Consider the following 14628-nt stretch of genomic DNA (forward strand, 5'->3'; position numbering starts at 1 on the left):
TCTCCCGGCTCCCGGCTCCCGCTCCCGGCCCGTTGTCAGCGGCCCGTGCCAGGCTTGGCACATGCTCGACATCAAGGTGGAGACCGAGAACTCCGAGACGCACACCCGTATTTCCGGCCGGGCGCTGAGCGATCTGGTGCACCGGATCGGCCTGAAGGGCGACCGCTTCCTGGTCGTGCAGCGGGTGCCCGACATCCCCGGGACCTTCGTGCAGGTCTGGTTCGACCACGGTGACGGGTATCAGCTGGAGCGCCGTTCCGGTGGTGCCGCCACGCATTTCCGGACGATGGTCGGCGCGCCGGAGCGGGTCGCCGAGCTGATGACCCGGTGGGCGCGCCAGGAGCCGGAGTGGGACGCGGGCGTGGAGTGGGAGCGCGCCGACGTGCCGGAGGAGGAGCCGGTGCCGGAGCTGCCGGCGGAGATCCGGGAGACGCTGGAGGAGCGGATACGGGTGCTGCTCCGCTGCGGGTACGGGACGGTCCAGGAGCTCTCCCGGGCGGCCGAGGACCACCTGGTGAAGGACGGCGTGTCTCCGGTGACCGGCGCGCAGGCACGGCAGCTGGTGGAGCGGCTGTGGCTGGAGCGGGTCGAGGAGCAGCGGCAGTGGCCGGACGTGACCGACCCGGACCGGCTGACCCGGGCGTTCGCCCGGCTGGACCGGGACGGGATCACGGCGCGGGAGCATTTCACCTGCTGCCGGTCGTGCGGGACGTCCGAGATCCGGGGCGCCGGGCGGGAGGACGCGCGCGGCTTCGTCTTCTTCCACACCCAGGGCACCGAGAGCGCCGCGTCGGGGCACGGCCTCTCGCTGTACTACGGCGGGTTCGGCGGGGAGCCGGACGACACCGCGCTCGTGGGCCGGGAGGTCGTAGAGGCGCTCGGTGATGCGGGGCTGACGGTGGAGTGGGGCGGTTCGCCGGACAAGGCGATCGAGCTGACCGGCCTGGACTGGCGCAGGCGGCTGGTGGGTTGAGGGGGCGGCCCGGTGGGGCCGATGCGGGTGGCGGCCCGTCCGTCGCGGCCGTCCGGGGTGAGGAAGGTTACGCGAAGGGTCCGTATCGACGGGTGAGAGAGGTCTGCTCCGGCGTCCGGTTCTCTGGTTCAATGGGGACATGGCCAGCTTCCAGCACACCTCGACAGGTCGCAGCGACCTCGAACCGTTCTGGCCGTCCCGTCAGCACCATGACTTCGACCGGGTGTGTTGTCGCGCGTCGAACGCGCAGGCCCTCTAAAGCCGCCCACCCCGGCCTTCGGCCCGCGCGCAAGCAAGTCCGTCCACCGACGACTCCTTCGCGCGAAAGAGCTGACCCCATGGCGAACACCCGTACCTTCTCCGCCGCGACCGCCGCCACCGCGGCGCCCACGGCGACCGCTGCGGCCACCACCTCCGCCCGCTCCCTCCCGCCCAACCGCCACCGGCTGCGTGCCGTCGACCGCGACGAGGTCGTCCAGCTCGCCGATGTGGCCGAGTTCCTGCCACCGGGTGCCACCTGGCTGCCCGCCCCCCAGCACACCGTTCCGGCGTTGCCGGGCCGGCCCCCGATGGTCGGCTACCTGGTGCTCGTACCGGCCGACCAGCAGCCCGCCGTCACCGCGGCCACCGCCGCGGCCGCCCAGTTCGTGGTGCCGGCACCGGTGGCGGACCCGGCCGCGGGACCGGTGCTCATCGACCCCGTGCAGCGCACCGCCGCGGTGGACGGGAACACGCTCGACCTCACCTACCTGGAGTTCGAGCTGCTCGCCCATCTGGTCGCGCACCCGCACCGGGTGCACACCCGCGACCAGTTGGTGACCACCGTCTGGGGCTACGGGCACGTGGGCGACGGGCGCACCGTCGACGTCCACATCGCCCGGCTGCGCCGCAAGCTGGGCGCCGAGCACCGCCGTTCGATCCAGACGGTGCGGCGCGTCGGCTACAAGTACACGCCCTGACGGGCCGGAAGTGGTGTGAAGCGGCCCTGGTCCGGCGCGTTCCGGACCGGGGCCGTTCCCTGTGCCGGGCGGGCCGGTCCGGTCAGCCGAGTCGCCCGGATCCCACCGGCTCCCGCTCCGGCCCGTGCTCCAGGCTCGGCAGCCGGTTCAGGGCGCGCGGGGTGCGCCAGTTCCGTTCGCCCAGCAGCGCCATCACCGAGGGCAGCAGCACCATCCGTACGACCGTGGCGTCCAGCAGCACCGCGACGGCGAGGCCGACGCCCATCTGCTGCATGTCCTGCATCGACAGCGTCCCGAAGACCGCGAAGACCGCGACCATGATCACGGCGGCGCCGGTCACCGCGCCCGCCGTCCGCCGGACGCCCTCGTCGATCGCGGCCCGGGTGGTCAGCCCCCGGTCGCGGGCCTCGCGGATCCGGGAGACCACGAACACGTGGTAGTCCATGGAGAGTCCGAACAGGACGACCAGGACGAAGAGCGGCATCCAGGACTCGATCGCGCCGACCCCCTCCGAGCCGATCAGCGAAGCCCCCCAGCCGTGCTGGAAGACGGCGACCATCACCCCGTAGGCGGCGGCCACGGAGAGCAGGTTGAGCACGATCGACGTCACGGCGATGACGTACGAGCGGAAGCAGAACAGCATCAGCAGGAAGGTCACCGCCGTGATGAAGGCGAAGACGGGGACGATGCCTCGCTTGAGCTGTTCGTTGAAGTCGGCGGAGCCGGCGGTCTCCCCGGTCACGTACACCTGGGCACCGGTGGCGTCGAACGCGGCGGGCAGCCGCTCCTCGCGGAGTTCCGAGAGCGAGGCCCGCCCGTGCGGGAGGGGTACCTCGATCTCGGCGACGTTCTGCGCCCTGTGGACGGTCACCTTGTCGAAGCCGTCGAGCGCCCTGCGCAGCGCGGGGGCCTCGATGTCGTCGGCCTTCACCACCACACGGGCCGGATCGGGGCCGCCGGGGAAGCTCTCGCTCATCTGCCGGTAGGCGACCGAGAGCTGCGACTGCGATCCGAACTGCTTCTCCAGGCCGAGCTGTTCGGTCTTCATGCCGATGGCGGGCGCGGCCAGCGCGAGCAGTACCACGACCGAGGCGACCGCGAAGGTCTTCGGCCGGGACAGCACCGGCCTCAGCACCCGGCCGGCGATGCCGCCGCCGGTACGGGCGCGCCGGCCCCCGCGCCGGCCGAGGAAGGGCAGCCGCCCCGCTTCGACCCGGTCGCCCAGCCAGGACAGCAGCGCGGGCAGCACCGTCACCGAGCCCAGCACGGCGACGAGGACCACGATGATGGTGGCGAGCGCGAAGCCCTTGAAGAGCATCAGGCCGGACAGGAACATGCCGGCCATCGCGACCGTCACGGTGAGCCCGGAGACCAGCACCGCCCGGCCGCTGGTCGCCGCCGCGATCCGCAGCGCCGTCTCCGCGTCGTGTCCCGCCGCCCGCTCGTCGCGTTCGCGCCGCAGATAGAACAGGCAGTAGTCGACGCCGACGGCGAAGCCCATCAGGAACATCACCGAGTACGTGGTCTGGAACAGGTGCAGCTGGTGGCTGGCGAGCGACAGCAGCCCGAAGGCGGCCATGCACGCGGTGAGCGCCAGCCCGACCGGGAGGAGCGCCGCGACGACGGCGCCGAAGGCGACCAGCAGAATGCCCAGGGCCAGGGGTACGGCGGTGAATTCGGCCTTCTTGAAGTCCTCGGAGAGCAGGTCGCCGAGCCATTTCCCGGCGCTGGCCTCGCCGAACTGGTGGATGGTGACGTCCGGGTGGCCGGCCCGGACTCCGTCCACCGCGTCGAGCACGGGCTGCACCCGGTCCGGAGCCGTCGCCGCGTCCCCCTTCAGTTCGAAGGTGATCAGCGCGTCCCTGCCGTCCGGGGAGGGGACCGGCGCCGCCAGGTCCGCCACCTCGCCGGTCCTCCCGAGGGCCGCGGAGAGCTCGTCGGCGGCGCCCCGCCAGTCCCCCGCCTTCTGGGCGGACACCATGACCAGTTCGCCGGCGGGCCGCCCGAGTCCGGCGTCGTCGAGGATCTGCTCGGCCCGGGCCGAATCGCCCGCGCCGTTCTCCGCGTCGGACATCTCGACCAGTCCGGACGCTCCGCCGATGCCCGTGGCGAGCACGACGAAGAGCAGCCAGCCGAGAATGGCGGTCTTGCGGTGGTGCGCGCTCCACATACCGATGCGTGCCGCGAGGTTGCGCCTCATGGCGTGTTCGCCCCCAGGAGTCAGATGTAGCCGGAAGTTCGCGGCGCCGGACACGGCACCGCTGGTGGACGCCATGAATCTAGGAACGCGGAGCCGTCCGCCCCAGCCGCCGGGCCCCCCTGCCCGGGAGCCGTAGGGCGAGGTCGGCGGGGTGTTGCTGGGTACACCCCGCCCGGGTGGCGAAACGGCTGACGCCCGGGGCCGCCACCGGGTGAGACTGTCTGCGGAGCGGGTCCGGCAGGAGGACCCCACGAGGGGAGACGGGCCGGGATGAACGCGATGCAGGGACGGACAAGGGCCGCGATACGGGCCGCCGGGCGCGGGCTCGTGCTGTCGGTCGCGAGCCTGGCCACTTCGATCACGCTCTTCGTATGGGCCGTGCTCTCCATCGCCTTCATCCCGCTGGGTGTCGGCCTGTTCACCACCCCCTACGTGCTGGAGCTGGTCCGCAAGCACGCCAACCGGCGCCGGCTGCTCGCGGTCACCTGGTTCGACATCCGGATACCGGTCCCGTACCGCCCCTTCCCGAAGGATCTGCGCACCGGGTTCACCGGGCAGGTGGAGCGGACCACACTGATGTTGAAGGACCCGGCGACCTGGCGCGACATCCGGTGGCTGCTGGTCGACATGACGGCCGGCTATGTGGTGGCGACGCTGGCGGCCGCGCTGCTCATCTACCCGGTGGAGGGTGTCGTGCTGGCGGCCGGGCTGTGGCGGGTCTTCACCGACGACGGTTACTGGTACGGCTTCGTCCGGGTCTCCAGCCAGGAGACGGGCCTGGCCGCCGCCGCGCTCGGTGCGGCGTTGTTCGTGACCGGGGTGCTGGTCAGCGAGCGGCTGCTGCGGCTGCACTTCGTGATCGCCCGCGCGATGCTGGCCCCCACCCAGGACGAGGAGCTGGTCCGGCGCATCGACCGGCTGACCGAGACCCGGCACGAGGCCGTGGACACCGCCGCCTCGGAGCTGCGGCGCATCGAGCGCGATCTGCACGACGGCGCGCAGGCCCGGCTGGTCGCGATGGGCATGAGCCTGGGGACGGTCGAGGCGCTGATCGAGAAGGACCCGGCGCAGGCGAAGAAGCTCCTGGCCATGGCCCGGGAGTCGTCGGCCGAGGCGCTCACCGAGCTGCGCGACCTGGTCCGGGGCATCCATCCGCCGGTCCTCGCCGAGCGCGGACTCGGGGACGCGGTACGGGCGTTGGCGCTGCGGCTGCCGTTCGAGTCGGAGGTCGGGGCGGAGCTGGGCGGCCGGATGGACGCCGCGATCGAGTCGGCCGCGTACTTCGCGGTGAGCGAGACGCTGACCAACGCGGCCAAGCACTCGGGGGCGGACCGTGTCTGGGTGGACATCCACCACGAGGACGCCATGCTGCGGGTGTCCGTCACCGACAACGGCCGGGGCGGTGCGACGGTCGGCGGCGGATCCGGACTGAGCGGAATCGAACGCCGACTCGGTACATTCGACGGCATCATGGCCGTCAGCAGCCCCGCGGGCGGTCCCACCATGGTGACCATGGAGATCCCTTGCGAGTTGTCCTAGCCGAAGATCTCTTCCTGCTGCGCGACGGTCTGGTCCGCCTGCTGGAGGCGTACGACTTCGAGATCGCGGCAGCCGTCGAGAGCGGGCCCGAACTGACCCGCGCCTTCGCCGAGTCGGAGCCGGACGTCGCGATCGTCGACGTCCGGCTGCCGCCGTCCCACACGGACGAGGGCCTGCAGTGCGCGCTGGCGGCCCGGCGGGCGAAGCCGGGTCTGCCGGTGCTCGTGCTCTCCCAGCACGTGGAGCAGTTGTACGCGCGCGAGTTGCTGGCGGACGGCAACGGCGGCATCGGCTATCTGCTCAAGGACCGGGTCTTCGACGCCGAGCAGTTCGTCGACGCGGTGCGCAGGGTGGCGGCGGGCGGCACCGCGATGGACCCACAGGTGATCTCGCAGTTGCTGTCGCGGCGCTCGCAGGACCGGCCGATGGGCATGCTCACCCCGCGCGAGCTGGAGGTCATGGAGCTGATGGCGCAGGGCCGTTCCAACGTGGCGATCGCCTCGCAGCTGGTGGTCACGGAGCGGGCGGTGGCCAAACACACCTCGAACATCTTCGGGAAGCTCTCGTTGCCGCCGTCCGACGACGACAACCGCCGGGTCCTCGCGGTGCTCGCCTATCTCGACCGGGGCTGAGTGACGTACGGCCGCGCGACCCCGGCGTGGGGGCCGCGCGGCCGAGGGGTCACGGTGCGGTGCTCAGGTGCAGGGTCGTCGCCCCCAGGTGCGGGGCGGCCCGCGACTCCAGCACCTTCACGCGTACCGAGGTGGCGGTGACGGGTGAGGCCAGCGGCAGGATGCGGCGGTGGCCGATGGTGGTGCCCTCGGCGATCCGCTGCCAGCTCCCGGCGACGCGGGCCTCGACGGCGAACCTCTCCACGCGCTGCCCGTGCCGGATGTCCTCGCGGACGGCGATCCGGTCGAAGGTGTACGGGGCGGGGCCCTGCTCGCGTACGTCGGTGCCGTAGATCCGGCGTACGTCGGCGCCGAAGGCGGTCAGTGACGCGATGTCGGCGTCGTCGATCCGGCCGTCCTTGCCCGGCGGGACGTTGAGCAGCAGGGAGGCGTTGCGGCCGACGCTCTTCTCGTACAGGTTCATCAACTGGGCGGGCGTCTTCGGCCGCTCGTCCTGGTGGTGGAACCAGCCGGGCCTGATCGAGACGTCCGCCTCGGCCGGGTACCACTGGAGGTGGTTGACGGCCGGGTCGAGGAGCTTGGCGCGGGAGCCGATGTCGGGGTCGGTCGAGTCGTTGGGGAGGCTGCCGAGCCCGGTCCACGGGTCGGTGGTGTGCGGGGTGACGCTCCACTCGGTCTCGCGGGCGGTGCCGTTCTCGTTGCCGACCCAGCGCACGCCCTGCGGGCCCTGGAAGACGACGGTGTTCGGCGAGAGCGCCTTCACCATGTCGAACCACTGCCTGACGTCGTACTTCTGGGTGATGCCGGAGCCGGACCAGGGGTTGGCGCCGTCCAGCCAGAGTTCCTCGATCGGGCCGTACTGGGTGAACAGTTCGTAGAGCTGGTTGAGGTAGTACGTGTCGTAGTCGTCGGCCTTCACCCGGAAGGCGGGCAGCCTGCCGCTCCGGACGGCGGCGGCCCGGTCGTCACCGGGGACGAGGGTGGGGATCGTGCGCTCGGTGACCGGGCTGCCGTTGCCGAAACGGCCTTCGCCGGCCGGGGCGCGGTCGCCGTCCTCCAGGGCCATGCGCTCGGGCAGGCTGAGCGGTTCGCCCTCGGCCTGCTTCGCGCGGATCTCGTCGACCCAGCGGGCGTGCCAGGCGTGCGGGAGTTCGGCGCCGTCGGAGGGCGAGAGGTAGAGCCCGACCTTGAGGCCCGCCTTGCGGGCGGCCTTCACGTAGGCGGCCACGACATCGGGGCTGCCGGGGCTGAGCGCGACCGAGTGGTCGGTGTAGCGGCTCGGGTAGAGCACGAAGCCGTCGTGGTGCTTGGCGGTGAGCATGACCTGTTCGACACCGGCGGCCTTGTAGGCGCGCATCCACTGGTCGGCGTCGATGGCCTTGGGTGCGAAGAGCTTCTCGTCCTCGGTGCCCGAGCCCCACTCGCGGTCGGTGAAGGTGTTCATCCCGAAGTGCGTGAAGGCGGTGACCTCCCGCTGCTGCCAGGCCAGTTGGCCGGGCGTGGGCACGATGTTCGCGGCCTTCTCGATGATCCGGTCGGGGCTGTCGCAGGACTCCACCGTCATCTGCGAGGCGGGTTTCACCGGCGCGCCGCACGGGGTGCCCGGTGGCGCCGGCCGCTGGTGCGCGGTCGCCTGTACGGGGACGAGCGCGGCGGCCGCCACCAGTGCGAGCGCACTGAGCACACGGGTACGTCGTGCCATGGTTCCCTCCCGTTCCCGACCAGCATTGGTCGGATCTCTTGGGTGCCAACGTGGGCATGCTGCCGCACACATGAACCCACGGGAAGGGTGCGTACGAGATACGTCCTATCTCTCGTACGCAAAGTCCAAGCGCGCCCGGTGGCGGGCTCAGTCGTTGAACCAGCCCGGCGCATCGAGCCGGAAGGCACCCTCGGGCGCCATCGTGCGCAGGTCCGCCTCCATCGCGCGCACCCGGTCGGCGCCGAGCACCTCCACCCAGCGGGCACGCAGCCGGTCGAACCCCTCGGCGGACCTGACCAGGACGTCCACGCCCCGCGCGGTCAGCCGGACCAGTTTGCGCCGGCCGTCGCGGGGGTCGTCGGCGCGCTCCACGTAGCCGAGCCCTTCGAGTCGCTCCACGGTCTTACCGGCGGCCTGTTTGGAGACCCCGAGCCGCCGGCCGATCTCGCTGGCGGTCGCCCCGTCGCGGCCGACGGCCTGGAGCGCGTAGCCGTACGCGGGGCGGAATTCGGCGTGCCCCTGTCCGGCCAGGTCACGGTGCAACTCGTCGATGATCGACCGGAATCCGGCGAACAGCAGCACGGGCAGCTCGAAGCCCGCCGCGTCCGCCCCGGACACCTCCCCCCGCCGCTCAGCCATTGCAGAACTCGACAACCTGGTTTACCTTTTCGTCAATCACGTTGTCGATTTTAGCCTGTGCAGCCATCAGGAGGGGTCAGCCATGTCCGTTTCCGTCTTCCCCGACCACACCCTCGAATCCGCCCCCGCCGCCGCCCGCCGCAGCATGGCGGCGGTGGCGGAGAAGCAGGGCCGTCTGCCCGCCGCCGTCGCCCGGCTCGCCACCTCGCCGGAGCTGCTCGACGGCTTCCTGCGGGCGAGCGCCCTCTTCGAGTCCAGCACTCTCGACCCGCTCTCCCGCGAGGTCCTGATCATGACGATGGCGACCGGCAACGACTGCCACATCTGCGTGGCGATGCACACCGCGAAGCTCACCGCACTCGGCGCCGACCCCCGGCTGATCGCGGCCCTGCGCGAACGGCGGGCACTGCCGGACGAACGGCTAGAGGCGGTACGGGAGTTCACCCTGGCCGTGCTCGCGACGGCCGGCGCGGTGGACGACGCGGCCCTCCAGGCGTTCCTGGCGCACGGGTACACCGCCCGCAACGCGCTGGAGGTCGTCCTCGGCATCGGCACGTACACCATGTCGACGCTGGCCAACCGGATGACCGGGGCGCCCGTCGACCCGCAGCCGGCCGCCTTCGCCTGACCGCCCCCGCACGCCCGGCGTGTGCCCGGCGGCCCCGGGGCCCGGCCGGCCACCCCGGCGTGCGGCCGAACAGTTGGTTCGGCGCGGACCCGCCGTACGCCCCGTTGCCCGCCCCCTCACCCGTCATTAACGTGCGCACCGCACATACCTGTTGTCGCATGCACCACCATGAACAACACCGAGGAGTGCGGAACATGACGGAACCCTCCCTGCCCTTCAGCTCCTCCGGGCCGACCAGACGTACGCTGCTGGGCACCGCCGCCGCCATCGGCACCGCCACGGCCATCGGCACCACCGCCGCGGCCGGGGCCGCCGCCCCCGCGCACGCCACCGCCGCACCGTCCGCCCCCGGCCCGGACCTCGCGCCCGCGCACGCGGCGCTCCGGCGTCTGCTGCCGGACCACGCGGACCAGTTCCGCCTGCGCGCCCTCCCCCGGGGCGAGGGCGCGCAGGCCCCCGACCGCTTCCGCGTCACCGGCACCACCGGACGGGTCGAGATCGCCGCCACCACCCCGGCCGCCGCCCTGACCGGGGCGCACTGGTACCTCAAGTACAGCTGCGACGCGGTCGTTTCGTGGGCGGGCAGCCGCACCGGGCTGCCCCGCCGGCTGCCCGCACCCCGCACCCCCGTCGAACGCTCCGCGACGGTCCCCCACCGGTTCGCCCTCAACGACACCCACGACGGCTACACCGCCCCGTACGCCGACTGGCCGCGCTGGGAACGGATGCTCGACGTCCTGGCCCTGCACGGCTGCAACGAGGTCCTGGTCACCGCCGGTCAGGAGGCGGTCTACCACCGGCTGCTCCAGGACTTCGGCTACAGCGACACCGAGGCCCGCGCCTGGCTGCCCGCGCCGTCCCACCAGCCGTGGTGGCTGCTCCAGAACATGAGCGGATACGGCGGCCCGCTCGGCCCCGAGCTGATCGCCCGGCGGGCCGGCCTGGGGCGGCGCATCGCCGACCGGATGCGGGAGCTGGGCATGGCGCCGGTGTTCCCCGGCTACTTCGGCACCGTCCCGGACGGCTTCGTGGACCGCAATCCGGGGGCCCGCACCGTCCCGCAGGGCACCTGGAACGGGCTGCGGCGGCCCGACTGGCTCGACCCCCGCACCCCCGTCTTCGCCGAGGTGGCCGCCGCCTTCTACCGGCACCAGGAGGAACTCTTCGGCCCTGCGGACCACTTCAAGATGGATCTGCTGCACGAGGGCGGCACCGCCGGTGACGTCCCGGTGCCGGACGCCGCCCGCGGCGTCGAGTCGGCGCTGCGCACCGCGCACCCCGGAGCGACCTGGGTGATCCTCGGCTGGCAGGCCAACCCCCGGCCCTCGATGCTGGAGGCGATCGACACCGGCCGGCTGCTGATCGTCGACGGCCTCTCCGATCTGGACACCGTCACCGACCGGGAGAAGGACTGGGGCGGAGCCCCGTACGCCTTCGGCACCATCCCGAACTTCGGCGGCCGTACGACCATCGGGGCCAACACCGACCGCTGGACGGAGAAGTTCACGGCCTGGCGGGACAGGCCGGGCAGCGCCCTGGCCGGCACGGCGTACATGCCGGAGGCGGCCGAGCGCGATCCGGCGGCGTTCGAGCTGTTCAGCGAGCTGGCCTGGCGCAGCGAGAAGGTGGACCGCCAGGCGTGGTTCCGGGCGTACCCGACGTTCCGCTACGGCGGCCGGGACCGCTCGGCGCAGGCGGCGTTCGCCGCGCTGGCCGACACGGCGTACCGGCTGACGAGCACCGACGGGCGCCCCGTCGACTCCCTCTTCTCCCGCAGGCCGAGCATCACCGCCTCGACCGGCTTCGCCTTCGACCCGGCCGGTTTCGACCGGGCGTTCGCGGCGCTCCTCGACGTACGCCCGTCCCTGCGCGACTCGGACACCTACCGCTACGACCTCACCGATCTGGCCCGGCAGGCGCTCGCCTGCCGCTCCCGGATCCTGCTGCCGCAGCTGAGGGCCGCGCAGGCCGACAAGGACGTGGCACGGTTCCGGACGCTGGCCGCGCTCTGGCTGAAGCTGATGCGGCTGGCGGACACCGTGTCGGGCTGCCACCGGGCCTTCCTGCTGGGGCCGTGGCTGGAGGACGCCAAGCGGCTGGCGACGAGTCCGGCCCAGGCGGTGCGGCTGGAGTGGACGGCGCGCACCCTGATCACCACCTGGGCGGACCGGACGGCCGCCGACAATCTCAGCAACTACGCCAACCGCGACTGGCACGGGCTGATGGGTGGGGTCCATCTCCCGCAGTGGCAGGCCTACTTGGACGAGCTGACCGACGCGCTCGCGCAGGGCCGGGCGGCGAAGCCGTTCGACTGGTACCCGGGCGAGGAGGAGTGGACCCGGCGCACCGACGCCCATCCGGTACGGGCGACGGGCGACGCCCACCGCACCGCGCGGCGGGTCTTCGACACCCTGGCCTGCGCCCCGTACCAGGGCTCCGTCACGGTCCTGGCCGATCCGGTGGCGTTCACCCCGGGCAGCACCGGCACGGTGACGGCCGCCTTCCGCAATCTCAACGGCCTGCGGCCCACCGGCCGGATCGACTTCGCGCTCACCGGACTCGACGCCACCGCCACCGGCCGGACGCACCTCGACGAGGTCGCGGCGGGCGGGTCCGGTTCGGTGGGCTGGCGGGTCACCGCCCCGTCCGAGCCGCTGACCGCGCCACTGCGGCCGATGCCGTACGAGCTGAGCACCGCCTACGGCCCGCGCGGCGAGGACCGGGTGAGCGATCTGCGGCGCGGCGCGGTGTACATGGCGGCGCCGCTGGGGCCGGACCGGCGCACGTACACGTCGAACGCGGCGGTCTTCGGGGAGCTGGACGGGCGGTTCGCGATCAACGGGGCGGGCCAGGACCTGTGGAAGGGCACCAGCCAGTTCGGCACCGCGTACCAGGAGGGGGTGTGGTCCGACGGGGCGGAGGTGACCGTGCGGGTCGACGCGCAGGAGAACACCGGGGGCTGGGCGCGCTCGGGGCTCGTGGTGCGCAACAGCCTCGCGGCGCCGGGCTCCGCCGGGTTCCTGAACCTGGCGGTGACACCGTCCAACGGTGTGGTGCTCTCGTACGACACGAACGGCGACGGCACCCTGGACGCCTACCGGCGGATCACCGGGATCAAGGCCCCGGTGCTGCTGCGGCTGACCCGGACCGGCGACGGATGCACGGGTTCCTGCTCCACCGACGACGGGGCGACCTGGCGGACGGTGGCCACCGTCGCGGTGCCGGGGACGGCGGCCGCCCAGGACGTGGGGATCTTCATGAGCGCGACGAACGGCGGGAGCGGGCTGCGCGGCACGGTCGAGTTCAGCGGGTGGCGACTCCGGTGAAACAAGGTCCGGTCGCGGTGCGCCGGGCCGGGCCGGGCCGGGCCGGGCCGGGCCGGGGTGACCATCGCACGATTCGCTCGTTCTGCTGAACGTGCGTCCACTGCCAGAAGTACCTTCCGCAGCCGCCCCGGCCGACGGGGAGCAGGCCGGGGCGGCGCTCGTCGAGCACTATCCCCGGCTGGTCCGGCTCGGCTATCTCGTGCTGCCGCCGTCACTCGGCAGCCACCGCCGGGTGCTGAAGGCGCACGCGCTGGCCCAGCGGTGCCTGCTGTCCGGGCACCGGGCGGGGGCCGGGGGCGGCGTCCCGGTGCCGCGCGGGCCCGGCGGTGCGGCGGCGGTGGACCCGTCGTACGCGCACGCCCGGCGCCGGGTGCTGCGGGCGGCCCTGGCGGCGGGCCGCCCGCGCCCCGGGTCCGGGCGCGCCCGGCTGCCGTCGCCGCTCCCGCTCGTGTGGGGGCTGCGGCTGTTCCCGCACTCCGGCGGCTCGGACGGACTCGCCCTGGAGAACGCCCTGTCGGCGCTCTCCGGTCCCGGCCGCGCCGCCCACGCCCTGCGCGGCCTGGAGGGGCTGGCCGACGCGGAGGTCCGGCGGGTGCTCGCGGACGCCGGGGTGGCGGACCCGTACGCGGCACTCGCGGAGGCGGCGGGCGTTCCGGCGCCGCACGCGCTCCTCGGCTCCCCGGAGTTCGACCCCTGCTCGCTCCAGGCCAGGCCGCCGGATCTGCTGCGCCGCCGCCGGTACGCGAAGGCGGTACTGGCGGCCGTCGCGGCGCTGCTGGTGTGCGGGGCTCTGCTGGGCGAGGGCTGGGGGCGCGGCGCTCCGTCCGGGGCGCAGCACACCCGGGCCGCCGTCGCCGGACAGGCCCTGGATCCGGGCAGGGTGAACCGGGTGTCCGCGACGTTCTGGCAGCGCTCGACGCGTACCGACTTCACCTCCTGGCCCACCCGTGGCGGCCGTGCCGGGGACACCGGGCTGCTGCGCCGGGCGCTCACCGTCTGGGCGCACCCGGACGACACGGTGCGTTCCTCGGCGACCCCGGACACCCCCGTCGGGCCTCCGATGGGGGCGCCGCAACTGCTGTACGCGGGCGAGGTGGACGGGGTGGCGGTGGTGCTGTTCCACGACGGGCTGCGCGTCGTGCGGTACGCGGAGCCGCTGGGGGCCGGCCGGGACGGGGGTGTCGCCCTGGACTTCGCCCGGGTCGACGGCGCGGACCGGGCGTCGGCCGTCGCGCTGATCGTGGCCCGTGCGGGCGACCGGATCCGCTACCTCACCGCGCCCTGGGTGACGGCGGTCTCGGTGCGGGACCTGCTGGCGCCGGGCACCGCACCGCGTCCGCTGCGGCGCGGACCCGACGGGGTGACCGCCGCGCTGACCAGTCCGGCGACGGCCCGCGGCTGCCGCGCCTGGGAGGTGGTCGAGGTCCGCGACGGCCGGTCGGCCCGGCTGATGGCGGACCTCGGCGAACTGGCCCCGGCCCGGCTCACCTCGGGCCCGCCGTCCGCGCCGCACGATGTCACCGGGCGGGCCGAGCGGGACGGCTGGGCGCGGACCGCCTGTCTGCTGTCCGAGGTGCGCTCGTACGGGGTGCGGTCGGTGAACTCCTGGCAGTACGCCGTGCAGTCGCTGCCCGAGGGCAACGGCTCCGCGGGCTGGCTCTGCACCCGGGCGGAGACCTGGCGGGGTACCGGCAGCCGGGTCCTCGCCCAGTTCCAGGCCCCGTCGGCGCCGGCCGCCGCGACGGGCGGGCCGCCCGGGGCGGTCGCGGCCAGGGCCGAGGACTCCCCGGCCTGCGGGGCCCGTGACCCCCGGGTGCTGGCCGGGGTGCTGTGGAAGTCGCGGGGCGGCCACTGGTACGTACTGGCGGCGGGCAGTGCGCAGTTCGCCTCGCTGACCGCGTCGGGCGGGGTCGCGGCGCGCTCCGACGGCCGGCTGCTCGCCGCGCCGGCCCGGGCGGGCGACCGCGCGCGGCTGAACGGGACGCTGGTGGACGGCAGTCGGGCGGGCGCGCTGCGCTGACCGCGCGCTC

At 73.5% G+C, this 14628-nt stretch carries 10 protein-coding genes; 7 read left to right on the forward strand and 3 right to left on the reverse strand.

The window, feature by feature from the left end; translation table 11 throughout:
• Positions 1-61: 61 nt before the first annotated feature.
• Together ACGF8B_RS15010 and ACGF8B_RS15015 are read left to right on the forward strand one after the other, a co-directional pair.
• On the forward strand, positions 62-973 hold the full coding sequence (locus tag ACGF8B_RS15010; RefSeq protein WP_392738170.1) for a DUF6891 domain-containing protein: 912 nt from the start codon (positions 62-64) through the stop codon (positions 971-973).
• A 338-nt stretch (positions 974-1311) separates the two neighbouring features.
• Positions 1312-1932, forward strand: coding sequence for a winged helix-turn-helix domain-containing protein (locus tag ACGF8B_RS15015; RefSeq protein WP_392738173.1), 621 nt, complete (start codon positions 1312-1314; stop codon positions 1930-1932).
• 82 nt (positions 1933-2014) lie between these two features.
• Here the strand turns inward: ACGF8B_RS15015 and ACGF8B_RS15020 are convergent, their stop codons facing one another.
• On the reverse strand, positions 2015-4102 hold the full coding sequence (locus ACGF8B_RS15020; protein WP_392738365.1) for an MMPL family transporter: 2088 nt from the start codon (positions 4100-4102) through the stop codon (positions 2015-2017).
• 300 nt (positions 4103-4402) lie between these two features.
• Here ACGF8B_RS15020 and ACGF8B_RS15025 point away from each other — a divergent pair, with 300 nt between their 5' ends.
• The gene (locus ACGF8B_RS15025) at positions 4403-5671 is read left to right on the forward strand and encodes a sensor histidine kinase (RefSeq protein ID WP_392738176.1); all 1269 of its coding nucleotides are present in this window, start codon (positions 4403-4405) and stop codon (positions 5669-5671) included.
• Positions 5656-6303: a LuxR C-terminal-related transcriptional regulator gene (locus ACGF8B_RS15030; protein WP_392738179.1), complete on the forward strand. Its 648-nt coding sequence runs from the start codon at positions 5656-5658 to the stop codon at positions 6301-6303. Before ACGF8B_RS15025 ends, ACGF8B_RS15030 begins: the two co-directional genes overlap by 16 nt.
• Before the next feature lie 49 nt (positions 6304-6352).
• On the opposite strand, the gene ACGF8B_RS15035 is transcribed toward ACGF8B_RS15030, so the two are convergent.
• Both ACGF8B_RS15035 and ACGF8B_RS15040 read right to left on the reverse strand, forming a co-directional pair.
• Positions 6353-8005 (reverse strand): alpha-L-fucosidase, encoded by a 1653-nt coding sequence (locus tag ACGF8B_RS15035; protein WP_392738182.1) that lies wholly within the window; start codon positions 8003-8005, stop codon positions 6353-6355.
• A gap of 147 nt (positions 8006-8152) precedes the next feature.
• Positions 8153-8644 (reverse strand): MarR family winged helix-turn-helix transcriptional regulator, encoded by a 492-nt coding sequence (locus ACGF8B_RS15040; protein WP_392738184.1) that lies wholly within the window; start codon positions 8642-8644, stop codon positions 8153-8155.
• Between the two features lie 82 nt (positions 8645-8726).
• Here ACGF8B_RS15040 and ACGF8B_RS15045 point away from each other — a divergent pair, with 82 nt between their 5' ends.
• The 3 genes from ACGF8B_RS15045 (at position 8727) to ACGF8B_RS15055 (ending at position 14618) form a co-directional block, all read left to right on the forward strand.
• Complete coding sequence (locus ACGF8B_RS15045) at positions 8727-9272, forward strand: carboxymuconolactone decarboxylase family protein (protein WP_392738187.1); 546 nt, start codon at positions 8727-8729, stop codon at positions 9270-9272.
• 194 nt (positions 9273-9466) lie between these two features.
• Positions 9467-12598: an alpha-N-acetylglucosaminidase gene (locus ACGF8B_RS15050; protein WP_392738190.1), complete on the forward strand. Its 3132-nt coding sequence runs from the start codon at positions 9467-9469 to the stop codon at positions 12596-12598.
• 91 nt (positions 12599-12689) lie between these two features.
• Entirely contained in the window at positions 12690-14618 is a 1929-nt protein-coding gene (locus ACGF8B_RS15055) for a hypothetical protein (protein ID WP_392738193.1), read from the forward strand.
• The last annotated feature ends 10 nt before the right edge of the window (positions 14619-14628 follow it).

This window comes from Streptomyces sp. NPDC047917 (assembly GCF_043204345.1).
In the GTDB taxonomy this organism is placed as follows: Bacteria; Actinomycetota; Actinomycetes; order Streptomycetales; family Streptomycetaceae; genus Streptomyces; species Streptomyces sanglieri.